The organism is Kitasatospora sp. NPDC059327 (assembly GCF_042752535.1).
GTDB lineage: Bacteria > Actinomycetota > Actinomycetes > Streptomycetales > Streptomycetaceae > Kitasatospora.
In genome coordinates this window covers 1-22306 of sequence record NZ_JBHYYB010000030.1, presented here as the reverse complement: position 1 = coordinate 22306, position 22306 = coordinate 1, and the positions used below count along the sequence as shown (strand labels likewise).

20 protein-coding genes and 1 pseudogene are annotated in these 22306 nt (G+C 71.5%); 6 read left to right on the top strand and 15 right to left on the bottom strand.

Annotated features, from left to right (window positions below):
- Window positions 1-98 precede the first annotated feature (98 nt).
- The 5 genes from ACFXHB_RS19830 to ACFXHB_RS19810 all read right to left on the bottom strand — a co-directional run bounded on the left by ACFXHB_RS19830 (window position 99) and on the right by ACFXHB_RS19810 (window position 5695).
- Window positions 99-1448, bottom strand: a complete 1350-nt coding sequence (locus ACFXHB_RS19830; RefSeq protein ID WP_380575808.1) for an ATP-binding protein — start codon at window positions 1446-1448, stop codon at window positions 99-101.
- Between the two features lie 18 nt (window positions 1449-1466).
- A complete protein-coding gene (locus tag ACFXHB_RS19825; protein WP_380575806.1) occupies window positions 1467-3041 on the bottom strand; it encodes an SCO6880 family protein in 1575 nt (524 codons plus the stop codon).
- A gap of 7 nt (window positions 3042-3048) precedes the next feature.
- Window positions 3049-4269 carry a hypothetical protein gene (locus ACFXHB_RS19820; RefSeq protein WP_380575805.1) on the bottom strand — a complete coding sequence of 407 codons (1221 nt, stop codon included), beginning with the start codon at window positions 4267-4269 and terminating at the stop codon, window positions 3049-3051.
- A gap of 88 nt (window positions 4270-4357) precedes the next feature.
- Window positions 4358-5176 (bottom strand): hypothetical protein, encoded by an 819-nt coding sequence (locus ACFXHB_RS19815; RefSeq protein ID WP_380575803.1) that lies wholly within the window; start codon window positions 5174-5176, stop codon window positions 4358-4360.
- A gap of 168 nt (window positions 5177-5344) precedes the next feature.
- Window positions 5345-5695 carry a hypothetical protein gene (locus ACFXHB_RS19810; protein WP_360625092.1) on the bottom strand — a complete coding sequence of 117 codons (351 nt, stop codon included), beginning with the start codon at window positions 5693-5695 and terminating at the stop codon, window positions 5345-5347.
- A 248-nt stretch (window positions 5696-5943) separates the two neighbouring features.
- Between ACFXHB_RS19810 and ACFXHB_RS19805 the strand changes: the two are divergent.
- Together ACFXHB_RS19805 and ACFXHB_RS19800 are read left to right on the top strand one after the other, a co-directional pair.
- A pseudogene (locus ACFXHB_RS19805) lies at window positions 5944-6939 on the top strand (NlpC/P60 family protein); the annotation flags it as partial.
- A 466-nt stretch (window positions 6940-7405) separates the two neighbouring features.
- Entirely contained in the window at window positions 7406-8116 is a 711-nt protein-coding gene (locus ACFXHB_RS19800; protein ID WP_380575800.1) for a phosphatase PAP2 family protein, read from the top strand.
- A gap of 31 nt (window positions 8117-8147) precedes the next feature.
- Here the strand turns inward: ACFXHB_RS19800 and ACFXHB_RS19795 are convergent, their stop codons facing one another.
- Window positions 8148-8342, bottom strand: a complete 195-nt coding sequence (locus tag ACFXHB_RS19795; protein WP_380575798.1) for a hypothetical protein — start codon at window positions 8340-8342, stop codon at window positions 8148-8150.
- 167 nt (window positions 8343-8509) lie between these two features.
- Between ACFXHB_RS19795 and ACFXHB_RS19790 the strand changes: the two genes are divergently transcribed.
- Together ACFXHB_RS19790 and ACFXHB_RS19785 are read left to right on the top strand one after the other, a co-directional pair.
- Window positions 8510-9412, top strand: coding sequence for a hypothetical protein (locus ACFXHB_RS19790; protein ID WP_380575796.1), 903 nt, complete (start codon window positions 8510-8512; stop codon window positions 9410-9412).
- Window positions 9413-9584: 172 nt separating this feature from the next.
- On the top strand, window positions 9585-9785 hold the full coding sequence (locus tag ACFXHB_RS19785; RefSeq protein ID WP_380575794.1) for a hypothetical protein: 201 nt from the start codon (window positions 9585-9587) through the stop codon (window positions 9783-9785).
- Between the two features lie 84 nt (window positions 9786-9869).
- Here ACFXHB_RS19785 and ACFXHB_RS19780 read toward each other — a convergent pair whose 3' ends face one another.
- The gene (locus tag ACFXHB_RS19780; protein WP_380575791.1) at window positions 9870-10265 is read right to left on the bottom strand and encodes a metal-sensitive transcriptional regulator; all 396 of its coding nucleotides are present in this window, start codon (window positions 10263-10265) and stop codon (window positions 9870-9872) included.
- Window positions 10266-10661: 396 nt separating this feature from the next.
- On the opposite strand from ACFXHB_RS19780, the gene ACFXHB_RS19775 reads away from it, so the two are divergent.
- Window positions 10662-11282, top strand: a complete 621-nt coding sequence (locus ACFXHB_RS19775; protein ID WP_359914173.1) for a DUF47 family protein — start codon at window positions 10662-10664, stop codon at window positions 11280-11282.
- A 5-nt stretch (window positions 11283-11287) separates the two neighbouring features.
- The gene (locus tag ACFXHB_RS19770; protein ID WP_380575789.1) at window positions 11288-12283 is read left to right on the top strand and encodes an anion permease; all 996 of its coding nucleotides are present in this window, start codon (window positions 11288-11290) and stop codon (window positions 12281-12283) included.
- A 137-nt stretch (window positions 12284-12420) separates the two neighbouring features.
- Here the strand turns inward: ACFXHB_RS19770 and pstB are convergent, their stop codons facing one another.
- The 8 genes from pstB to mshD form a co-directional block, all read right to left on the bottom strand.
- Window positions 12421-13197, bottom strand: a complete 777-nt coding sequence (pstB, locus tag ACFXHB_RS19765) for a phosphate ABC transporter ATP-binding protein PstB (protein WP_380575787.1) — start codon at window positions 13195-13197, stop codon at window positions 12421-12423.
- A 66-nt stretch (window positions 13198-13263) separates the two neighbouring features.
- Window positions 13264-14340, bottom strand: coding sequence for a phosphate ABC transporter permease PstA (pstA, locus tag ACFXHB_RS19760; RefSeq protein WP_380575785.1), 1077 nt, complete (start codon window positions 14338-14340; stop codon window positions 13264-13266).
- Complete coding sequence (pstC, locus tag ACFXHB_RS19755) at window positions 14337-15317, bottom strand: phosphate ABC transporter permease subunit PstC (protein ID WP_380575784.1); 981 nt, start codon at window positions 15315-15317, stop codon at window positions 14337-14339. Before pstC ends, pstA begins: the two co-directional genes overlap by 4 nt.
- 146 nt (window positions 15318-15463) lie before the next feature.
- Complete coding sequence (gene pstS, locus ACFXHB_RS19750) at window positions 15464-16597, bottom strand: phosphate ABC transporter substrate-binding protein PstS (protein WP_380575782.1); 1134 nt, start codon at window positions 16595-16597, stop codon at window positions 15464-15466.
- 255 nt (window positions 16598-16852) lie between these two features.
- Window positions 16853-17281, bottom strand: coding sequence for an NUDIX hydrolase (locus ACFXHB_RS19745; protein ID WP_380575950.1), 429 nt, complete (start codon window positions 17279-17281; stop codon window positions 16853-16855).
- Between the two features lie 76 nt (window positions 17282-17357).
- Entirely contained in the window at window positions 17358-18443 is a 1086-nt protein-coding gene (locus ACFXHB_RS19740) for a CHAD domain-containing protein (protein WP_380575780.1), read from the bottom strand.
- Between the two features lie 141 nt (window positions 18444-18584).
- Entirely contained in the window at window positions 18585-20762 is a 2178-nt protein-coding gene (locus ACFXHB_RS19735) for an RNA degradosome polyphosphate kinase (protein WP_380575949.1), read from the bottom strand.
- Between the two features lie 393 nt (window positions 20763-21155).
- On the bottom strand, window positions 21156-22190 hold the full coding sequence (gene mshD, locus ACFXHB_RS19730) for a mycothiol synthase (RefSeq protein WP_380575778.1): 1035 nt from the start codon (window positions 22188-22190) through the stop codon (window positions 21156-21158).
- Window positions 22191-22306: the final 116 nt, after the last annotated feature.

The following is a 22306-nucleotide window of genomic DNA, read 5'->3' as shown; positions in this document are numbered from 1 at the left end:
CGTCGCCGCACAACCGGCTCGCCGACCGGTCGCGCCGGCCCGGCGGAAGGGGCGCCGGCCGGCCCGGGAGAAGCCGCCGACCAGCGCGGGAGCTCGGGTCAGAGACCTGGTTCGGACGCCAACTGCCGCTCTGCCCGGGTCCGCTCGGCCACCGTCTCCTCCGTCATCGCGCGGTCGGTGTAGACCAGCGGCCGCTCGGCCTCGGTGATGATGTGCTTCACCACCTGGACGTTCCCGTTGACGTCCCAGACCGCGATGCCCGGCGAGAGTGTGGGGATGATCTCAACCGCCCAGCGCGGCAGACCCAGCACCCGGCCGGTGGCTCTCGCCTCCTCGGCCTTCTGCATGTAGATCGTCCGGGTGGAGGCCATCTTGAGGATCGCCGAGGCCTCCTTGGCCGCCGCGCCGTCCACCACGTCCGAGAGGTGGTGGACCACCGCCACGAAGGAGAGCCCGAGCCGGCGCCCGAACTTCAGCAGCCGCTGGAACAGCTGCGCGACGAACGGGCTGTTGATGATGTGCCAGGCCTCCTCGACCAGGAAGATCCGCTTCTTCCGGTCCGGCCTGATCCAGGTGTGCTCCAGCCAGACACCGACGATCGCCATCAGGATCGGCATCGCGATCGAGTTCCGGTCGATGTGCGACAGGTCGAACACGATCAGCGGCGCGTCCAGGTCGATCCCGTCGGTGGTCGGCCCGTCGAACATGCCGCGCAGGTCACCGTCGACCAGCCGGTCCAGCACCAGGGCCACGTCCAGCCCCCAGGACTGCACCTCGTCCACCCCGACGCCCAACGACTCCACCGAGGCCAGCTCCGGGCTGCGCAGGGTGTCGATGATGTCGTCCAGCACCGGCTGCCGGTCGGTCACCGAAGCGACCACGTGGGCGTGCGCCGCCTTCAGCGCGAACCCGGCCCGCTCCTCCAGCCCGCGCCCCATCGCCACCTCGACGATGGTGCGCAGCAGCGACAGCTGGCCGGTCTGGGTGATCGCCGGGTCCAGCGGATTGAGCTTCACCCCGCCGTCCCGGGCCGCCATCGGGTCGAGCCGGATCGACTTTATGCCCAGCGCGTTGGCGATCAGATTCCACTCACCGACGCCGTCCTCGCCCTGCGCGTCCAGCACCACGACCTGCCGGTCACGGAATCGCAGCTGGCGCAGCACGTACGTCTTCTCCAGCGCGGACTTGCCGTTGCCGGACTCGCCGAGCACCAGCCAGTGCGGCGCCGGCAGCTGCTGCCCGTACAGCTGGAAGGGGTCGTAGACGTAGCCCTTGCCGCTGTACACCTCACGGCCGATGATCACGCCGGAGTCGCCCAGCCCCGGTGCGGCGGTGGGCAGGTAGACCGCCTGCGCCTGGCCGGTGGAGGTGCGCACCGGCAGCCGGGTGGTCTCCACCTTGCCGAACATCAGGCTGGTGAACGCGTCGGTGAGGTTGCCGATCGCCATGCGGGGCCTCCAGGTGGATCAGCGGCGGATGCCGGTGGCGAACGGCAGGGTGTTGACGAACGCCCGATGGTGCTCGCGGTCGCACCACTCCAGCTTGAGGTAGCTCTTGCCGGCCGAGGCACGGATGGTCCGCTTGTCACGGGCCAACGCCTCCGGGTTGCGCGAGGAGACGGTGATGTAGCCGACCAGGTTCACCCCGGCCGCGCCGGAGGCCAGGTCGTCACCGCGCTGGTCGACCCGGCCGGTGTGGGCCAGGTCGCGCGGGTCGACCGTGCGGTTCATCTTGGCGGCGCGGCTGGCCTCCGCCTCGTCGTTGGTCTTCTCGGTGAGCATCCGCTCGATCGCGACGTCGGTGGGCTCCAGGTCCATCGTCACCGCCACCGTCCGGATCACGTCCGGGGTGTGCACCAGCAGCGGCGCCAGGAAGTTGACGCCCACCGGGGTCAGCGGCCACTCCTTGATCCAGGCGGTGGCGTGGCACCACGGCTCGCGGGTCGCCGACTCGCGGGTCTTCGCCTCCAGGTACTGCGGGTGCGTCGCGTCCAGCTCGGCCGGCCAGGCATTGCGCCGGGACATCGCCTGGATGTGGTCGATCGGGTGGTCCGGGTCGTACATCGAGTGCAGCAGCGAGGAGAGCCGGGCCTGCCCGAGCGGCTGGCGCACCCGGATGTCCGCCTCCGCCAACCGCGCGCAGATGTCGGTCAGCTCGCGGGCCATCACCGCGGCCAGACCCTCGTCGTCCCGGGCCCGCCGCCCGGTCGCCGTCCGGCCCATCGCGTGCGCCTCGGCCGCCAGGTCTCGGGTGTAGTGCATGCAGGCCACCAGGTACGCCCGGTGCTGCTCGGAGGAGGTCGACACCATCGACTGCAACTGGTCGTACGAATCCTTCAGCCACCCCGGCGCGCCGTGGTCACCGCGCCGCTCCACGTCCTTCGCGTGCGCGTCCGGATCGGCCGGCAGCGTACGAGCCAGGATCTGCAGCCGGGTGACGAACCCGTCCCCGTTGGCGACGTGCTTCAGCAGCGTGCCGAACCGGTCGACCAGGGCCTCCTGGTCCTCCGAGTCGCGCAGCCCGACACCCGGGCCCTCGATCTCGATCGCGGCCGTCACCGTCCGCCGCTCCAGGTGCATCAGCACCCCGACCTCGTCCGGCCCGAACGGCGCCGCGAGCCAGCGCAGCCGCCCCACCCCGGGCGGCGGGCCGACCTCGACCTCGCGCCCGTCCATCCGGGTGCCCGCGTCCATCGCGTCCGACTTCCACACCGCCCGACCGCTGCGGACCGTCCGGCGGTAGGTGCGGTTGATCTCCACCCACTTGTAGAACGTCCGGCGCCGGTACGGCACGTAGACCGCCGCGATGGCCAGCAGGGGCAGCCCGACCAGACCCGCGATGCGCAACGGCAGGACCGGCATCAGCAGGCCCCAGAGCATGCCGAGGAACGCCCCGAAGATGATCAGGACGATCTCGCCGGACTCCCGGTTGCGGCCGATCGGCGCGTTCGGGCGGGCCTTGCCGATCAGGTACGTGCGGCGCTGGTGCACGTACGGCTGGGCGTACTGGGCGCCGTACTGGCCGAGTGGTTCGCTGCTCACTTACCCGTCACCCTCCCTTCGCTGGATTGCTGTCGCGGGTCGAAGCCTGGGCCGGCGAGGCCTGCGGCGGCGGCGCCGGGGTCCGCGCGGCGTGGGCGGCGATACCCGGGGCCACCGAGCCACCGCCGCCGCCCGCGCCGCCGCCACCCTGGGGGCCGCGGTCGCCGTGCGTGCTGATGCCCTGCTTCACCAGGTTCGCCGTGCCGTTGATCATCGCCGACCCGGCCGACACCGCACTGGCCCTGGCGTGGCGCATGCTCATGATCTCGTCGCCGAATCCCGGCACGAAGCGGTACACGGAGGCGCTCGCGAAGATCGACAGGAAGAGGATCGCCAGGCCGGACAGCACCCGCGCGAAGTCGTCGTTGGCCCCCGCACCGGTGGCCACCGCGCCGGCCAGGCCCAGGATGATCACGATGATCGGCTTCGCCAGGTCCACCGCCAGCATCACCCCGGCCCAGCGACGCACGTGCTTCCACAGCTGCTTGTCCACCAGCCCCGCGTACACCGCCGTCCCGAGCAGCGCGCCCACGTACAGCATCGCCGCCCGGATCAGCAGCTCGACCCAGAGCACCGCCGCCGCCAGGACGGCCACCAGCGACACGATGATCAGGATCAGCGGCCCGCCGCCCATGTCACCCTTCTCCAGGGTGTCCGCGAACCCGCCCAGGTACGTCCCGGTGTCCGACTTCGTCCCCACCGCGATCGCCGTGGTCAGCCCGTCCGTCGCGCTCACCACGGTGTACAGGATCAGCGGCGTGAACGCCGAGGCCACCACGGTCAGCCACAGGAACCCGATCGCCTCCGAGATCGCCGTCGTCAGCGGAGCGCCGCGCACGGCGCGCTTCGTCACCGCCAGCAGCCAGAGCACCAGCGTGATGATCGTCGAGGCGGCGAACACCACCGCGTACTGCTGCAGGAACGACGCGTTGGTGAAGTCCACCTGGGTCGTCCCGTCGATGGCCCCCGACAGCTTCCGCACCACCCAGGCCGCCGCCTGCGCACAGCCCTTCGCCAGCGCGCCGAGCGGATCGGTGACACTCCCGACCGTGCCCGAGCCGGGGAGCGAGGCACCTCCTCCCGGCTTGTCCACACAGAGGATTCCGTTGCCGGAGATCGGTAGATCAGGACAGTTGGCGGTTCCGCTCGGGGACGGCGTCGCCGTCGGTGACGGCTCCGCGAAGGCCCGCTGCGCCGCCAGCAGCGTCGCCACCTGCACGGCGGCCACCGCCCCCGCGAACGTGCCGGCCCGGCGGACGCCGGGTCGCCCCGAGGCGCGGGCGACAGGACGCGCGGCACGGCGCCGCGGCATGGACTCAACGGGCATAGCGGAAACCCCCGAACTGCTGGACGGCGCCGGTGATCTCCTCGGCGGTGGCTGCCTGCTGGTCACCCGTCAGCGGGACCGGGCCCGGTCGGCTCGCGTAGTCGGCGAGCTTCCAGTCGCCGCCCGCCCAGCGCAGGGTCAGGGTGAGGGTGAGCCAGTTCGCGGTGACCGGCTGGACGGAGCGCTCGCCGGCGAGCCCGGTGAGGTTGGTGGACCAGACCTCGACCTTGGCCTCGCCGTCGCTGTACGCGGCCGACTTGGCACCCACCGGCACGGTGCGGCTGACGAAGGTCAGCCCCTTCGGCGCGCGCCCCTGGGCGTCGAGGCCGTAACGGGCGGGGGTGTCCCCGCCGAACCCCTGATCCAGCCGCGTCTGCAGCGCCGTGACCGCGGCCGGGTCGGCGATGGTGGCCACGATGGTGTGGCGGCTGTCGGTGCGGAACATCTCGGCCGAGCCGATGGCGACCGCGTAGTTGGTGGCGGCCGACTGCGCGCCCTGGTCGGTGTGCGGGAAGCCGCCGGCGATCCCGTTGTTGGTGGTGCCGACGGGCTGGTCGCCGCTGGGGGCCGGCCCGGCGCCGGCGGCGGCCGTGGGGGCCGCGCCGTCGGCCGAGCGGCCCGGCCCGGTGCCCGGGTCGGCCTTGCCGCGGTTGGCGATGGAGATCGCCACCACCAGCAGCGTGACGACCACCAGGACGGCCAGCAGGGTCCGCATCGGCCGCGGCTGACGGCCGGCCGGCTGGGAGAAGGGCTGTTCGCCGACCGGCAGCCGCGTACGGGTGTGCGGCTGGTCGTCGGACAACGGCACGGCGGCCCTCCTGGTGCGGGGAGCCGGGGGGCTCCGGGGGCCCCTCCGCCCGTGGGCGGGCGCGGAGGGAGGGGTGAGTGGGTGGACTCCCGACGGGGACTCCGACGGATCCGGCGGCCGGGTGGGTGGGCGACCGTGCCGCCCACGCTCGCCCGAACTGTCCGATCGTCAGATGGCCATGCCGTACACAATGGTGAACAGAGTGCCGAGTGATCCAATGATGAACACGCCGGTCAGCCCGGCGATGATCAGCCCCTTGCCCTGTTCGGCGCCGAAGCTGTCACGCATGGCGGTCGCACCGATCCGCTGCTTGGCCGCACCCCAGACGGCCAGGCCGAGGCAGGCCAGGATCGCCACGGCCATGACGACCTCGACCATCACCCGGGCTTCCGACCCGAGACTCGCGAACGGGCCCCAGTCCGGGGCGATCCCGCCGATGATGGTGTCGATATTCGGCTTCTTAGGAGGGTCCTCGGCCAGGTGGCCGATCGCGAGGCTGTCCACGCTGCTCAGGTTCATTTCCATCTCACCGCCCGATCAGGCAAATTCAAGGGCCCAGACCCCGTCCGCGCGAAGGGTCGGTACCTATTCTTGGCCAGATCTGATGTCGACTTGGCTGCTTCTCGCGGATTGGTCGTGAGGCACGGGACACGTACGCGAGGATGTCCACCGTACGAAGGATAGCGCTCACTCTTTGTATCTCTGATGATTGCGGTGAGCAACGCCTTCCGGGACACTTCGACTGACGATTCGTCGGGATGGTGCTGATGGTACTCCGGAAGGCCGGTACGGCCGCCGCCGCTGCGGGAGTTGTCGCAGTCGGCTTCATCGGGCTGGTCACGGTCGCGACGTATGCCGCGAGCGGTGTGCCACAGCAGTCGGCCAATCGCGCCGCGCTCTCCCCCGGCACCGTTCCGGCGGCCTACCAGGGGCCGATCCAGCAGTGGGGCGCGCTCTGCCCGGAGATCTCCCCGCCGATGCTCGCGGCACAGCTCTACCAGGAAAGCGGCTTTGACCCGGGCGCCCGATCACCCGTCGGCGCACAGGGAATGGCGCAGTTCATGCCGGCCACCTGGGGAACATACGCCACGGACGGCAACAATGACGGCAAGAAGGATGTCTGGGACCCCTTCGACGCGATCGCCTCGGCGGCGACGTTCGACTGCGCACTCGCCGACGACGTCGCCAGGGTGCCGGGCGACCGGCAGGCCAACCTGCTGGCCGCGTACAACGCGGGACCGTACGCGGTCACCAAGTACAACGGGGTGCCGCCGTACAAGGAGACCCAGGGCTACGTGAAGAACATCCAGGCGATGGCCCGGAGCTTCACCGCGCCGACCGCCCCGGTGGCCGTCTCCCAGCAGTCGGCCGGCGCGATCTACTTCGCCCAGACCAAGCTCGGCACCCCGTACCTGTGGGGCGGCTCGGGCCTGGCCTCGCAGAACGGGCGGTTCGACTGCTCCGGGCTGACCTGGGCGGCGTTCGCCAGCGTGGGCATCACGCTCCCCCGGGTCGCCAACGACCAGTGGTACGCCGGCCAGCACCCCTCGCGCGACCAGCTGCGCCCGGGGGACCTGGTGTTCTGGGCCACCGACCTCAACGATCCGCGCAGCATCCACCACGTCGGCATCTACGTCGGCGGCGGCTACATGATCGACGCGCCGCACACCGGCGCGGTGATCCGCTACGACAAGATCGACACCAAGGAGTACATCGGCGCCACCCGGGTCACCTCGGACGGCGCCGAGGCGCTGCCGGGCCGCAACACGGACGGCAGCATCGCCGCCCCCAGCCGGCCGGGCACCACCGCTCCGGAGACGCCCTCCCCGACCCCGTCCGCCCCCGCGAACCCCGCCACGCCCGCCGCGGCCGCGAACCAGGCCGCTCCCGCCCCGCCGTCCGCCGCCGGCACGCCCGGCCCCACCCCCGCCCGGCGGGCCGTCGCGGCCGGCCCGGCACCGGCCGGCCCGGCGACCGGCGCGGTCCCGACAGCCGCAGTCCCGACAGGTGCAGGTCAAAGCCCCGCAAAGAGCTGACCCGGCCGGGCCGCCGGGTGTGATTGCACTGTGGACGCTGAGTCAAGTTTCCATAACCGCGCGTTTCCGTGGAACGCTGTGCCCCGGTTATGACGTTGTGTCCGTTGGTTCCGCGTCACCTCCCTGACCAGGGAGGAGCTGGGCGGGCCACGGCCGGATCGAACAGGTGCTGCGGACCAGAAGGAGGTGCGGCGTGTCGACGCCGCTTGCCGACACGACCAACCCCGACCTCGGACTGCTCTACGCCGTCAACGGCCTGGCCAAGCGCTCCCCGCAGTGGCTGGACCACGCGGTCTCCTGGATCGGCGAGTACGGCATCCTGATCGGCCTGGCCCTGCTGGGCCTGATCGGCTGGCTCCAGGCCAGACGCCGCCCGGACGCCCCGGTGGCCGTCGCCGGGCTGCTCTGGGCCCCGCTCGCGGTCGCCCTCGCCGAGCTGGCGAACCTGCCGATCGCCGCCATCGTCGACCGCCCGCGCCCGTTCGTCGACCACACCGGGCTGGACGTGCTGGTGGAGGGCAAGGAGGGCACGCACTCCTTCGTCAGCGACCACTCGACGATGTCGATGGGGATCGCGGTCGCCCTGTTCCTGGTGAACCGACGGCTGGGCTGGATCGCCGGCGGCCTCGCCCTGCTGCAGGGCTTCTGCCGGATGTACATGGGCGTCCACTACCCCACCGACGTGATCGGCGGCTTCGCGCTCGCCACCGCGGTGGTCCTGCTGCTGGCGCCGATCGCGATGGCCGTCCTGGTGCCGCTCTGCCACGCGCTGAGCCGGACCGCCGTCGCCCCGCTGATCCGGGCGGCGCCGACCGGCGTCCGCCCGCGCGGACGCCGACGGGGCCGCCAGCCGGGCAGCGTGACCTCCGACGAGCAGCCTCCGGTGTCCGACCTGGCGGCATAGGCGCCCGGGGCCGGGGCCGGGGGCCGCCCCGTCAGCCGGTCCCGCCGGCGTCGTTCTCGCTCAGATGGTCGGCGGCCTCGCGCCTGGTCAGGTCGCGGGAGCGGCGGGCCGGCGAGAACCAGCCGCAACTGCAGGTCGCGTAGCAGAAGGAACCGCGCTCGCTGACGGCGACGCGGTGCTCGGGCATCCTGGTGGTGCCGGGGGCAGCCGGCAGCTCACTGTGCACGTGCTTCACCGTAACGCGCCCGGGACCCGGCGCGCGACGCTTCGTGCGCGCCGGGTGCCGCGTAACCCTTCGATGCCCAACTCGTTTGCCCGGAAAGAGCTCTGCCCACCCGGTGGTGGTGGCCGGCGGGGCAGTCGGGGCCCGAGGGGGTTGTCGCGAGGATGAAGATGAGCGACCAGCAGCGCAGCGGCCGGCGGCACGGCCGCCCACTGCCCCACCTGCGCTCGGCCGCCGGGGCCGCCGTGCTCGCCGCCGCGCTGGCCGGACTGGCCGGCTGTTCCGGCGGGGCCGCGGAATCCGGTGACTCGGGCGACCGGAAGCCGGGCGCCGCCGACCGGCTCTCCGCCGACCCGGTGACGGCCGTCCGCAACGCCGCCGACATCACCGGCCGGACGGGCTCCGCGCGGGCCAGCACCGAACTGGTCACCGAGTCCGCCGAGAAGAAGGCCGTCTTCACCGGCGCCGGCGGCTACGACTACGTGAAGCGGATCGGCCGGCTGGAGGTGGCGGTACCACCCGGCGCGGCCACCACCGGGAAGATCGTCGAGGTGGTCCTGCCGGGCACCGTCTACCTGCAGAACAGCGGCGCCAAGGTGCCCGAGGGCAAGTGGGTCAAGCTCGACGTGCGCCAGCTGCCGGACGGCAACCTGGTCAGCGGCGGCGCCACCGATCCGGCCGCCGCCGCGGGCGCGCTGCGCGGGGCCCAGAAGGCGGACCTGGTCGGCACCGAGACGCTCGACGGGGTCCCGCTGAAGCACTACCGGGGCACCCTGGACCTCACCAAGGCCGCCGACGCCACCGGCGGCCGGGGCGGGGACGGCCTGCGGATGGGCGCCCAGACCTTCACCGTCAAGGACGTCCCGTACGACGCCTGGCTGGACGAGCAGGGGCGGCTGCACAAGGTGGTGGAGATCTTCACCTTCGCCGGGGTGGCCGGCTCCAAGGAGGCGAAGGACCAGGTGAAGGTGACCTCGACCACCGCGCTGTCCGACTTCGGCAAGCCGGTGGAGGCGGCCGAGCCGCCCGCCGCCGACATCTACGCGATGAAGCCCACGGAGAGCCCGAAGTAGCCGGGCACGGGGACGCCGCCGGGACGGGTGGGCCACCCCGGGCAGCACGGCCCACCCGTTTCGGCGGCGTCGAGATGGCCCGTCCGTGCCATGTGGACGGGCTCCGAAGTGCCTAGGCTGGACAACGGGTGGCTGCCGCCCGGGCTGGCGAGGCACTGAAGGGGTGGTGCAGGTGGTGTCGTCCACGGGCGGCCGCAGCGGCGGCCACGACGACGCGGCCCTCGACGAGATCGACCTGGCCGGCGAGCTGATGATCGCCGCCACGGCCAGCGACGACGACCGGCTGCCGCCGGAGCGGATCGACGAGGTGCTGCTGCTGGACCGGCCCGACGGCGGTACGCCCGCCGACCGGGATCCGGAGGCGGGCTACTAAGCGTAACTACGGGTAACTGGGCGACCCCGCGCGGGCCTCCCCCGGGTCGGCCCCCGCCCCGGGGGCCGACCCCGAGCGGGGCCGCTAGCTGCGCAGCAGCCGGCCGATCGCGGCGGTGGCCTCCGCCACCTTGGCGTCCAGCTCGGTGCCGCCCTCCTCGGCGGCCGCGGCGACGCAGTGCCGCAGGTGCTCCTCCAGCAGCGAGAGCGCGAAGGACTGCAGGGCCTTGGTCCCGGCCGACACCTGGGTCAGTACGTCGATGCAGTAGACGTCCTCGTCGACCATCCGCTGGAGGCCGCGGATCTGGCCCTCGATCCGGCGGAGCCGCTTGAGGTGGGCGTCCTTCTGCGCGCTGTACCCGTGCGGACCGTGCCCGCCGTGGTGCCCGGCCGTCGCCGGCACGGCCGGTGCGGAGGATTCACCGTGCGGCCCGCTCCCGGGCACGTGGTCCGGGTCGGTGAGCGCTTCCGTCGTGGTCATCGGCCCGCCTTCGTCTGGGTGCCTGGGTGGCTGCGTCGGCCTCCAGTGTCCAACACCGGGGCCGGTCGTGGTGTTCCTGCGGCGAGGTCCGCCGGCCCGGCCCGGCACCCGGACGGGCCCCGGAACGGGCTGCGGACGGGCTCAGGGGCGGCTCCCGGAGCAGTTCCCCCGTCCGGGCAACACCCCGCTGTTCCGCGCGCACGACGGGGGCAATCCGGGCGAGGTTCCGTCAGACTGGGGACTCACGTCCGCACATGGGTGTGCGGGCCGGGTCCGCTGCTGCGGCAGCCAAACGGAAGGGGAGGTTCCGCCTCCCTTCGCACCACCCCGTTTGCGCAATTGCGCTTGGTTGCACCTAGCATCGTTCAGTCCCTACCCCGCACATCGGAGATTTCCGTGCGTTTTAGCCTGACCCCGAAGGAGACGAGTTTCTACGACATGTTCGCCGCCGCCGCGGAGAACCTCGTCGTCGGATCGAAGCTCCTGCTGGAACTGCTGGGATCAGACGTGTCGGCCCGCGCGGAGATCGTCGAGCGCATGCGCGCCGCCGAGCACGCCGGGGACGACACCACCCATGCGGTCTTCCACCAGCTGAACTCGTCCTTCATCACGCCCTTCGACCGCGAGGACATCTACAGCCTCGCCTCGTCGCTGGACGACATCATGGACTTCATGGAGGAGGCCGTCGACCTGGTCGTCCTCTACGACATCCAGACCCTGCCCAAGGGTGTCGAGCAGCAGATCGAGGTGCTGGCGCGCGCCGCGGAGCTCACCGCCGAGGCGATGCCGAACCTGCGGAGCATGTCCAACCTCACCGAGTACTGGATCGAGGTCAACCGGCTGGAGAACCAGGCCGACCAGATCCACCGCAAGCTGCTCGCCCACCTGTTCTCCGGCCAGTACGACGCCATCGAGGTGCTCAAGCTCAAGCAGGTCGTGGACGTCCTTGAGGAGGCGGCGGACGCGTTCGAGCACGTCGCCAACACGGTGGAGACCATCGCCGTCAAGGAGTCCTGACCCTCGTGGACATGGCTGCACTCATCGCCGTCCTCGGCGTTGCGTTCTTCTTCACCTACACCAACGGCTTCCACGACTCCGCGAACGCCATCGCCACGTCGGTCTCCACCCGGGCCCTCACCCCGCGGGCCGCGCTCGCGATGGCCGCGGTGATGAACCTGGCCGGTGCCTTCCTCGGCAGTGGCGTCGCGCACACCGTCTCGCAGGGCATCATCGCGACCCCGACCGGCAACCAGGGCATGGCGATCCTGTTCGCCGCCCTCGTCGGCGCGATCACCTGGAACCTGGTCACCTGGTACTTCGGTCTGCCGTCCTCCTCCTCGCACGCGCTGTTCGGCGGCATGGTCGGAGCGGCGCTGGCCGGCGGCACCGAGGTGATCTGGAACGGCGTTCTCGACAAGATCGTCATCCCGATGGTCATCTCCCCGATCGTCGGCCTGGTCGGCGGCTACCTGGTGATGCTGGCGATCCTGTGGATCTTCCGCCGGGCCAACCCGCACCGCGCCAAGCGCAACTTCCGGGTCGCCCAGACCGCGTCGGCCGCCGCCATGGCGCTCGCGCACGGTCTGCAGGACGCCCAGAAGACCATGGGCATCGTGGTGATGGCGCTCACCATCTCGGGCCACCACACCACCGACGGCATCCCGGTCTGGGTCAAGATCTCCTGCGCCACCGCGCTCTCGCTCGGCACCTACGCGGGTGGCTGGCGGATCATGCGGACCCTCGGCCGCAAGATCATCGAGCTGGACCCGCCGCAGGGCTTCGCCGCCGAGGCCACCGCCTCGACGGTCATGTACATCACCTCGTTCGTCTTCAAGGCCCCGATCTCCACCACCCACGTGATCACCTCCGCGATCATGGGTGTCGGCGCCACCAAGCGGATCCGCGCGGTCCGCTGGGGAGTGGCGAAGAACATCGTGCTCGGCTGGTTCATCACGATGCCGGCGGCCGCCCTCGTCGCAGCGCTGATGTACTGGTTCGTCCACCTCTTCTGGGGCTGAGGGACGGGCCCGCGGGGAAGAGGACGTACGGCAGGCACGGCAAGGGCCCGCCCCCACATCTCGGGGGCGGGCCCTTCCTCATACTTCGCGGCGGCACCGCCATGCAGCACCACGAAGCAGCTCGTCCTCCGGGCGGTCTAGCCGAAGCGGCCGGAGATGTAGTCCTCGGTCGCCTGCACGGACGGGTTGGAGAAGATCCGCTGGGTGTCGTCCAGCTCGACCAGCTTGCCCGGCTGGCCGACCGCGGCCAGGTTGAAGAAGGCGGTGCGGTCGCTGACGCGGGCCGCCTGCTGCATGTTGTGCGTCACGATCACGATGGTGAACTGCGACTTCAGCTCGCCGATCAGGTCCTCGATGGCGAGGGTGGAGATCGGGTCGAGCGCCGAGCAGGGCTCGTCCATCAGCAGGACCTGCGGCTCGACCGCGATGGCGCGGGCGATGCAGAGGCGCTGCTGCTGACCGCCGGAGAGGCCCGCGCCCGGCTTGTTCAGCCGGTCCTTGACCTCGTTCCAGAGGTTGGCGCCCTTGAGCGACTTCTCCACCACGCCGTCCAGGACGGACTTCTTGCGCACGCCCGCGAGCTTCAGCCCGGCGATCACGTTGTCGTAGATCGACATGGTCGGGAACGGGTTCGGACGCTGGAAGACCATGCCGACCGAGCGGCGGACGGCCACCGGGTCGACGTGCGAGCCGTAGAGGTTCTCGTCGTCCAGGAGCACCTTGCCCTCGACCCGGGCGCCGGGGATCACCTCGTGCATCCGGTTGAGGGTCCGCAGGAACGTGGACTTGCCGCAGCCGGAGGGGCCGATGAAGGCCGTGACCGAGCGGGGCTCGATGCTCATCGAGATGTCCTCGATGGCCTTGGTGGTGCCGTAGAAGGCGGACAGTCCGCTGACGTCGATGCGCTTGGCCATGATCGTTACTTCTCTCGCCCGCGGCCGGGGGCCGCTAATGAATTCGGGGTCGTACGTCAGTCGGTCTCAGCGTCCGCCCTTGGGCGAGCGCCAGCGTGCGATGCCCCGGGCGATGAGGTTGAGCCCCATCACGAAGGCGATCAGCACCAGCGCCGCGCCCCAGGCACGGGCGTAGCCGTAGTCGTTGTTCACCACCGCGTACTGCTGCCAGATGTACATCGGCAGCGACTGCTGCGGCCCGTTGAACGGGTCACTGTTGATGAAGTCCGCGCCGAACACCAGCATCATGACCGGGGCGGTCTCGCCCGTGATGCGGGCGACCGCGAGCATCAGACCGGTGGTGATGCCGCCGATCGCGGTGGGGAGGACGATCCGCAGGATCGTCTTCCACTTCGGCACACCGAGTGCGTAGGACGCCTCGCGCAGCTCGTTCGGTACGAGCTTCAGCATCTCCTCGGTGGAGCGCACCACGACCGGCATCATCAGGATCGCCAGGGCGAGGGAGCCCGAGAAGCCCGAGTAGGAGAAGCCGAGGGCGATGTTCCACAGGGACAGGATGAACAGACCGGCGACGATCGACGGGACACCCGTCATGACGTCGACGAAGAAGGTGACCGCCTTGGCGAGCCGGCCCCGGCCGTACTCGACCAGGTAGACGGCGGTCAGCAGACCGATCGGGGCGGCCATCGCGGTGGCCAGCAGGACCTGCTGGATGGTGCCGATCAGCGCGTGGTAGATGCCGCCGCCGGGGCCCGAGTAGCGGACGCCCTTCATCGAGTGCGTGAGGAAGTCGCCGTTCACCACCTCGGCGCCCTGCTGGACGGTGTAGATGGTGAGCGCGGCCAGCGGCACCACGGCCAGGATGAAGGCGACCCAGACCACCGAGGTGGCGAAGCGGTCCTTGGCCTGCCGGCGGCCCTCGACCCGGGCCGCGATCCCGTAGCTGATCGCCAGGAACAGCAGCGCCGAGATCAGGCCCCACTGCAGGTGGCTCTCCAGACCGCCGACCGCGCCGATCCCGCAGCCGAGGGCGATCGAGCCGGCGGCGACGGCGGCCGGTGCCCACCGGGGCAGCCGGTTGGCGGTCAGCGGACGGCCGACCGGGCGGGCGTCCGCCGGGACGGACGTGGTCGCGGCGCTCATGCGTTGGCCCCCGAGTACTCCTTGCGGCGGGCGACGATCAGCCGCGCGGCACCGTTCACCACCAGGGTGATCACGAACAGAACGAGGCCGGAGGCCATCAGCGCGTCCCGGCCGTAGGGCAGGGCCTCGTTGAACTTCAGCGCGATGTTCTGCGCGAAGGTGCCGCCGCCCGGGTCGAGCAGGTGGAGCGAGAGGACGTTGTTGGAGGAGAGCACCACCGCGACCGCGATGGTCTCGCCGAGCGCGCGGCCGAGCCCGAGCATCGAGGCCGAGATGATGCCGGGGCGGCCGAAGGGCAGCACCGCGGTGCGGATCATCTCCCAGCGGGTCGCGCCGAGCGCGAGCGCCGCCTCCTCGTGCATCCGCGGCACCTGCCGGAAGACCTCGCGGGTCACCGCGGTGATGATCGGCAGGATCATGATGGCCAGCAGGATGCCGACGGTGAACAGGGTGCGCGGCGCGGAGCCGACCCGGGACTGGTCGAAGACGTACGTCCAGCCGAGGTACTCGTCCAGCCAGCTGGTCAGCCCGTACAGGTGCGGCACCAGGAAGAGCGCGCCCCAGAGGCCGTAGATGATGCTGGGGACGGCGGCCAGCAGGTCCACCAGGTAGGCGAACGGCTGGGCGATCTTGCGCGGCGCGTAGTGCGAGATGAACAGCGCGATCCCGATCGCCACCGGGACGGCGATCGCCATCGCGATCGCCGCGCTGACGATGGTGCCGAACGCGAGGACGGCGATGCCGAAGACCGGCTTCGCGGCGTCGGGCGTCCACTCGAAGGTGGTGAGGAAGTTGCCCTCGTTCTTGCTCAGGGCGATACCCGAGCGCCAGGCCAGGAATCCCGCGATGGCGGCCATGATGACCAGCAGCAGGATGCCCGACCCGCGGGCGGCGTTCATGAAGATCTTGTCGCCGAGCCGGCTGTCACGCTTGCGGCGTTCCCTGCCTCGCGGGGCGGCAGGGGTGGATGAAGTCATGTGGTCTACTCCGGTCTGGTGGTGCTGCCCCGAGGGGGCGGCACCCTGGCGGCGGTGCCCCGGACGTGCGTGTGAAGGTCGTGCTGTCCGGTGGAGCGGCCCCGGCCCCCTCGTCCACGGGGCCGCTCCACCGGAGGTCGCCTGGATCAGGCCAGGGTCGGGATGACGGTGTTGACCTTGTCGGTCAGCTCCTTCGGGAGCGCGACGTAGCCCGCGTCCCCGACGGCCTTCTGGCCGGCGTCGCTGGCGGCGTAGGTCAGGAACGCCTTCAGGGTGTCGAGCGTCTCGGCCTTGTTGCCCTTGTCGCAGACGATCTCGTAGGTGACCAGGACGAGCGGGTAGGCGCCCTCGTCCTTGGTGCCGTAGTCGAGGGTCAGCGCCAGGTCGCTGCCGGTGCCGGCGATCTTCGCCTTGGCGAAGGTGGTGGCGGCGTTGGCGGCGGTGGCCTCGACCGGCTTGGAGGCACCGGTGCTGATCGCGGCGCTCTTCAGGTTGTTGCTCTGGGCGTAGGACAGCTCGGCGTAGCTGATCGAGTTCTTGACCTGCTTCACCTGGGCCGCGACACCGGCGGAGCCGTTCGCGCCCTGGCCGCCCTTGCCGGCCCAGGCCTTGGCGGCCGGGTAGCTCCAGGCGCCGTTGGAGACCTTGGCGAAGTACTTGGTCAGGTTCTCGTTGGTGCCCGAGTCGTCCGTGCGGTGGACGGCCTGGATGTCGGCGTCCGGCAGCTTGGCGCCCGGGTTCAGCGCGGCGATCGCCGGGTCGTTCCACTTGGTGATCTGCGAGTCGAAGATCTTCGCGATGGTCGGGCCGTCGAGGACCAGGTTGTCGACGCCGTCCACGTTGTAGACGATCGAGATCAGACCCGCGACGAGCGGCAGGTTGATGCCCTGGCCACCGGTGCAGACCTTCTTGCTGTCCTCGACCTCGGCCGGCTTGAGCGCCGAGTCGGAGCCGGCGAACTGGATCTTGCCCTGGTTGAACTGCTGGACACCCGCGCCCGAGCCGCCGCCGCCGTAGTTGATGCTGGAGCCGGAGCACGCGGCGCCGAAGTTGTTCTTCCAGACGTCGATCGCGTTGCCCTGCGCGGTGGAGCCCGCGGAGATCAGGGCGGCGGGCTTGGTGCCACAGTTGATCGCGGCGGCGGAGGCGGAGCCGCTGCTGCCGCCGGACGCGTTGGTGTTGTTCTCGTCCGAACCGCAGGCGGCGAGCGACAGCGAGCTGACGAGCGCCATGGCACCGATGGCGAGGGCCTTGGAGCGGCCGTTCCGCTGGAGCTTCACAGGGTGTCCCTTTCTGTGGCATTGCCCGGCGCGCGGGCCGTGGACACGGCGGAGCGCGGGTTTTGCTGTGGTCCGGGGCCCGTTCGGCCCTCCGGTAACCCCGAAGTTAGGCCGGGCAAGTGACGCGTCAGCCGGTCGGAAGTGAACGGAGAGTGAACCTCGAACGGATGGCAGGAAACTACGTCAGGTAGTAACGGTTGCGTCACGGCGAGGGCGCGGGAAGATCACCACCGGCACCGCCGGGACCGGCCCCGGCTACGAGGACCGGACCGGCCGCGCACCGAGCAGCGCCAGTAGCGCGTCCACCAGCACCCGGTCGCGCTCGTGCGTCAGCCGGGCCCGGGCCTTGCCCGCCGGCAGCCACTCCAGCCGGTCCACCTCCCGGTTCGGCCGGAACGCCCCCGCCGACGGCACCGCCGCCCAGTACCGGACCTCCTTCGGCCGGCCCTGCGCCAGGTAGTGCTGGGTGGGCAGCTCCTCCCCCAGCACGCAGCTGAACCCGGTCTCCTCGCGCACCTCGCGCAGCGCCGCCTCGACCACGCCCTCACCGGGATCGAGCTTGCCCTTCGGCAGGCTCCAGTCGTCGTACTTGGGCCGGTGGATCAGCGCGATCCGCGGCCGCCCGAGCCGGCCGCTCTTCTTCGGCCGTCCCGGCAGCCAGAGCACCGCGCCGGCGGCCAGCACGACCGGTCCCCGACCGGCCCGCGGGCCGGTGACGGTCGGGCCGGGGGCCCGCTCGGTGCTCAGGCGGTTGCGCAAATCATGCCGTCCGGGGTGCGGGGGTGTACCCCCAGCCCTCGGCAGGGGGGATCTCCAGCCAGCCGTCCAGGCCGGGCGGGAGCTCGGGCCACCGGCGGCCGAAGGCGTACCGTGCCGCCTCCACCTCCAGTCGTTGATCAGCATGCACCACACCGAGCACGTAGGCGGTCGCGGGTGTGATCCTCGGCGTCCGCGCCGCCGTGGAGGCGGTGACCGCCGCGTCCGCCGCTTCCTGGTGGCGGCCCAGCACCTCGTCCAGCTCGTCAAGCTCGGCGGCCGGGCGGCCGCACACCTCCAGCGCGTAGCGGGCCCGCTTCACCAGGATCCGGACCCGGTGCCACGGCGCGTCGTCCGCCGCCAGCGCCGCGTCGGCGTCCACCTCGCCCCGGGCCGCCGGCACCGCGCCCAGCCGCCGCAGCCCGTCCCCGCCGTACGGGGTGGCGGCCCGCCGCAACGGGAGCTGCTGAGCGCTGGCGGTCAGCGCGCCGAAGGCCGCCGCTGCCTGCGGCAGCAGCACCGCACCGGCCCGGCCGCCGGCGGCCTCCAGCAGCGGCGCGTCGGCGACCAGCAGGGTCATCCGGTCCGCCAGCGCGTGCAGCCGCGCCGAGCGTAGCTCCTGCAGCACCGTCGAATGCGCCCTGGTCCGGGCCAGCGTCAACTGGCGGTCCAGCAATGCCCTCGCCTTCGGTGCCCCGGCGTGACCCGCCAGCATGCCGGCGCCGTCCGTCTCGCTGCCGCTCAGCGCGTCCAACGCGCCCAGCAACCGGGCCGCCCGGCGGACGTACCCCGGCTCCAGCGCCAGCAGGTTGAGCAGCCAGCGCAGCTCGGTGCGCGACTCCTGGGCCCAGGTCTGCTCGAAGGTCGCCCCGAAGGTGTGCAGCAGCCCGCCGATCCGCCGCACCGCCCGCAGCAGGTCGGCGGTACCGGCGGGCGGGGCCACGGCCGCCCCCGGTCTGGCACCGACCTCGCCCACCGCGGTCGGCAGGGCGCGCAGGAACGCCCCGGCCTGGGCCGTGAGATGGCTGGAGAGGATGTCCCCGGCGGTCGCGGTGGAAGCCGCCTGGGCCGTCATCGGCGCATCGGTCATGACTAGGTAGATCCCCGTTCCCCCGGGGCCGTCCCCCGGGGCTGGTGGCCGACCGCTGCAGCGGGTCCCGACCGCTCGGCGGCTCGCGTGGGCGGCTCGCCTCAGTGGGTCGCTCCAGCGGGTCGTGGCGGCGACTCGCGATCAGCGGGCGGTGGCGGCCCGGCGGCGCTGGCGCGAGTCGATGAGCAGGTCCTGGACGTGCCGCAGCGGCTTGCCCTCGGCGTCCTGGGCGTGGCGCGTCCAGGCGCCGTCCGGCCCGAGGTGCCAGGCCTCGGTCTCGTCCGACACCCCGAGGTCGATCAGCCCGGACAGCTCGGCCCGGTGCGCCGGGTCGGTGATCCGCATCAGCGCCTCGATCCGGCGGTCCAGGTTGCGGTGCATCATGTCGGCGCTGCCGATCCACACCTCCGGGTCCCCGTTGTTCCCGAAGACGAAGATCCGCGAGTGCTCCAGGAAACGCCCGAGGATGCTGCGGACCCGGATGTTCTCGCTCAGCCCCGCCACCCCCGGCCGGATCGCGCAGATCCCGCGCACCCAGACGTCCACCGGCACCCCGGCCTGGGAGGCCCGGTAGAGCGCGTCGATCACGGCCTCGTCGACGATCGAGTTGACCTTGAGCTTCACGTAGGCCGGACGGCCCGCCCGGTGGTGGGCGATCTCGTTGTGGATCCGGGAGATCAGGCCGTCCCGCAGACCGCGCGGCGCGGTCAGCAGCCGCCGGTAGGACTCGCGGCGCGAGTAACCGGAGAGCCGGTTGAAGAGGTCCGAGAGGTCCGCGCCGACCTGCGGGTCCGAGGTCAGCAGCCCGATGTCCTCGTAGAGCCGCGCCGTCTTCGGGTGGTAGTTGCCGGTACCGACGTGCGAGTAGCGCCGCAGGGTGTCGCCCTCCTGGCGGACCACCAACGACAGCTTGCAGTGCGTCTTCAGCCCGACCAGGCCGTAGACGACGTGGCAGCCGGACTCCTCCAGCTTGCGGGCCCACTTGATGTTGGCCTGCTCGTCGAAGCGCGCCTTGATCTCGACCAGGACCAGCACCTGCTTGCCGGACTCGGCGGCGTCGATCAGCGCGTCCACGATCGGCGAGTCACCGGAGGTCCGGTACAGCGTCTGCTTGATCGCCAGAACGTCCGGATCGGCCGCGGCCTGCTCCAGGAAGGCCTGCACCGAGGTGGAGAAGCTGTCGTACGGGTGGTGCAGCAGGACGTCCCGCTCGCGCATCGCGGCGAAGATGTCCGGCTGCGAGGCCGACTCCACGTCGGTCAGCCCGCGCGCCGTGCCCGCGACGAACTTCGGGTACTTCAGCTCGGGACGGTCCAGGTCGGCGATGCCGAACAGCCCGGTGAGGTCGAGCGGACCGGGCAGCGGGAAGACCTCCGCCTCGGTGATGTTCAGCTCCCGCACCAACAGGTCCAGGATGTAGGGGTCGATCGACTCCTCGACCTCCAGCCGCACCGGCGGGCCGAAGCGCCGCCGCATGAGCTCCTTCTCCAGGGCCTTGAGGATGTTCTCGGTGTCGTCCTCCTCGACCTCCAGGTCCTCGTTCCTGGTCACCCGGAAGGCGTGGTGGGCGAGCACCTCCATCCCGGGGAAGAGCTCCTCCAGGTGGGCCCCCATGACGTCCTCCAGCGGCACGTACCGCTGCGGGGACGCCTCCAGGAAGCGGGCGAGGGACTGCGGCACCTTCACCCGGGCGAAGTGCTTGTGCCCGGAGACCGGGTTGCGCACGACCACGGCGAGGTTGAGGGAGAGCCCCGATATGTAGGGGAAGGGGTGTGCCGGGTCCACCGCCAGCGGGGTGAGCACCGGGAAGATCTTCTGCCGGAAGAGGGTGTGCAGGCGGGCCTGCTCCTTCTCCGCCAGCTCCGGCCAGCGGACCAGCTCGATGCCCTCGCTCGCGAGGTCCGGCAGGACCTCCTGCTGGAAGGCGGCGGCGTGCCGCGCCATCAGCTCGCGCGAGCGGGTCCAGATCAGGTCCAGCACCTCGCGCGGCTGGAGGCCGGAGGCACTGCGCTGGGCCACCCCGGTGGCGATCCGGCGCTTCAGGCCGGCCACCCGGACCATGAAGAACTCGTCCAGGTTGCTCGCGAAGATCGCGAGGAACTTGGCGCGTTCCAGCAGCGGGATCTGCGGGTCCTCGGCGAGCTCCAGGACCCGCTCGTTGAACGCCAGCCAGCTGCGTTCGCGGTCCAGGAACCGGCCCTGGGGCAGTTCGTCGAACGCTTGCTCGTCCGCGGCCGGCAGCTCCGGCGGTATCCCCAGCGCACTGGACATCCTGGCCGGAGGGGACAGCGGGGCAGAGACAGGGCGGGGGATGCTCATGGGCTCCAGCTCCTCCAGCAGGACGGCGTCCGGACGGGAAAGGCTCTGCGGGCCGTCGTCATCGCCCAGCGCCAACGCCCACCCACCCGGCGCGGTCTGCACAGGACCGGCCAGCGGGTGTCGGCCGACGCTGCACGAGCGAGACACTACGGACTTCATCCTGTGATCTTCGCGGCAGCAATTGAATCCACGGTAAACACCGTATGGCCAGGAGGAAAGCTGAGTCGGTCGGAGCCGGGGTGTGCGGGCACACCCGTTGCTTCGGCCCCGGCTCTCCGCTATGCCGTCCCGACGCCACCCGGACCGTCGCTTGGCGCCTGCCGGGCGGTACCGCGGCGCGGCCGGATCCGGCCCGGCCGCGGTCGGGCACCGTCCCTGCCGCGCCGGGTGCCACTAGGCCGTTCCGGGCCCGCGGTACTGAACGCGGTACATCAGGTCCACCTCGTGAATGGTGAACCCCAGTCGTTCATATACCCGCACAGCGGCGGGATTGTCAGCATCCACGTAGAGCAGCACCGTCTCCAGCCCTCGCTCGCCCGGACCGCCGCCGGTCAGGTGACGCAGTCCGGCCGCGGTGAGCGCCCGACCGAGGCCGCTTCCCTGCTCCGCCGGGTCCACGCCGACCACGTACACCTCGCCGAGCGCCGGCTCGGTGGCCGTCGCCGGGTGGACCTTCGTCCAGTGGAAGCCGACCACCCTGTCCCCGCGGGTGGCGAGGAAGAAGCCGGCCGGGTCGAACCACGGCTCGGCCAGCCGGTCCGCGAGGTCCCGCTCGGTCCAGGAGCCCTGCTCCGGGTGGTGGGCGAAGGCCAGCGCGTTCAGCCGCAGCCACTCGGCGTCGTCCTCGCCGGGACGGAAGGTCCGCAGCTCGATGCCGTCCGGAAGCGCCACGGACTCGGTCTGCGAGCCGGTCCGGCGCATCTGCCGCAGCTCGCGGACCAGCTCGGCCCCGTAGCTGTCGGCGAGGTGCCGGGCGGCCGGGTGGCCACCGTGCACCCAGACATCCACGTGGTCACGGCCGGCCCGGTGCGCCTCGGCGAGCACCGCGTCCACCAGTGGCCGGCCGAACCCGTGCCCCCGCGCGGCCGGCCCGACCACCAGCTCGGCCGACGGGTTGGCGTCGGCACCCGCGTCCTGGGGCAGCTCCAGTTGCCCGTACCCGACGACGTCCGCCGCCGGCGCCGCTCCGGAACCCGTCCGCTGGATGAAGTGGACCACCCCGGGACGAGCCGCGTCCGAGGAGCGAAGCCGCAACCGCCCCTGCTCGGACACCGCGGCCCGGCCGTCCACCGCCTGGGCGTCGGTCAGCACGCGCAGCGCCCCGCCCCGCTCCGGTGCCCGTAGCGCCTCCCGGGCGACGACGGCCCCCTCGCCGGTCGCCGGAACTCCGTTGTAGACCCGTCCCTGCTGAGCGTCCTGATCGTCCATGCCCTGACGATACGTCAAGGGAACGCAAAGAACCCCCCGATCCGTATGGATCGGGGGGTTCTTTGGAATGATTGTTCGGCGGCGTCCTACTCTCCCACAGGGTCCCCCCTGCAGTA

Coding starts and splice junctions, on each gene's coding strand:
- ACFXHB_RS19740 (WP_380575780.1), bottom strand. CDS start 18,443: ATGACCGATGCGCCGATGACGGCCCAGGCGGCTTCCACCGCGACCGCC.
- pstC (WP_380575784.1), bottom strand. CDS start 15,317: ATGACTTCATCCACCCCTGCCGCCCCGCGAGGCAGGGAACGCCGCAAG.
- ACFXHB_RS19790 (WP_380575796.1), top strand. CDS start 8,510: ATGAGCGACCAGCAGCGCAGCGGCCGGCGGCACGGCCGCCCACTGCCC.
- pstA (WP_380575785.1), bottom strand. CDS start 14,340: ATGAGCGCCGCGACCACGTCCGTCCCGGCGGACGCCCGCCCGGTCGGC.
- pstB (WP_380575787.1), bottom strand. CDS start 13,197: ATGGCCAAGCGCATCGACGTCAGCGGACTGTCCGCCTTCTACGGCACC.
- ACFXHB_RS19735 (WP_380575949.1), bottom strand. CDS start 20,762: ATGAGCATCCCCCGCCCTGTCTCTGCCCCGCTGTCCCCTCCGGCCAGG.
- ACFXHB_RS19810 (WP_360625092.1), bottom strand. CDS start 5,695: ATGAACCTGAGCAGCGTGGACAGCCTCGCGATCGGCCACCTGGCCGAG.
- ACFXHB_RS19780 (WP_380575791.1), bottom strand. CDS start 10,265: ATGACCACGACGGAAGCGCTCACCGACCCGGACCACGTGCCCGGGAGC.
- mshD (WP_380575778.1), bottom strand. CDS start 22,190: ATGGACGATCAGGACGCTCAGCAGGGACGGGTCTACAACGGAGTTCCG.
- ACFXHB_RS19830 (WP_380575808.1), bottom strand. CDS start 1,448: ATGGCGATCGGCAACCTCACCGACGCGTTCACCAGCCTGATGTTCGGC.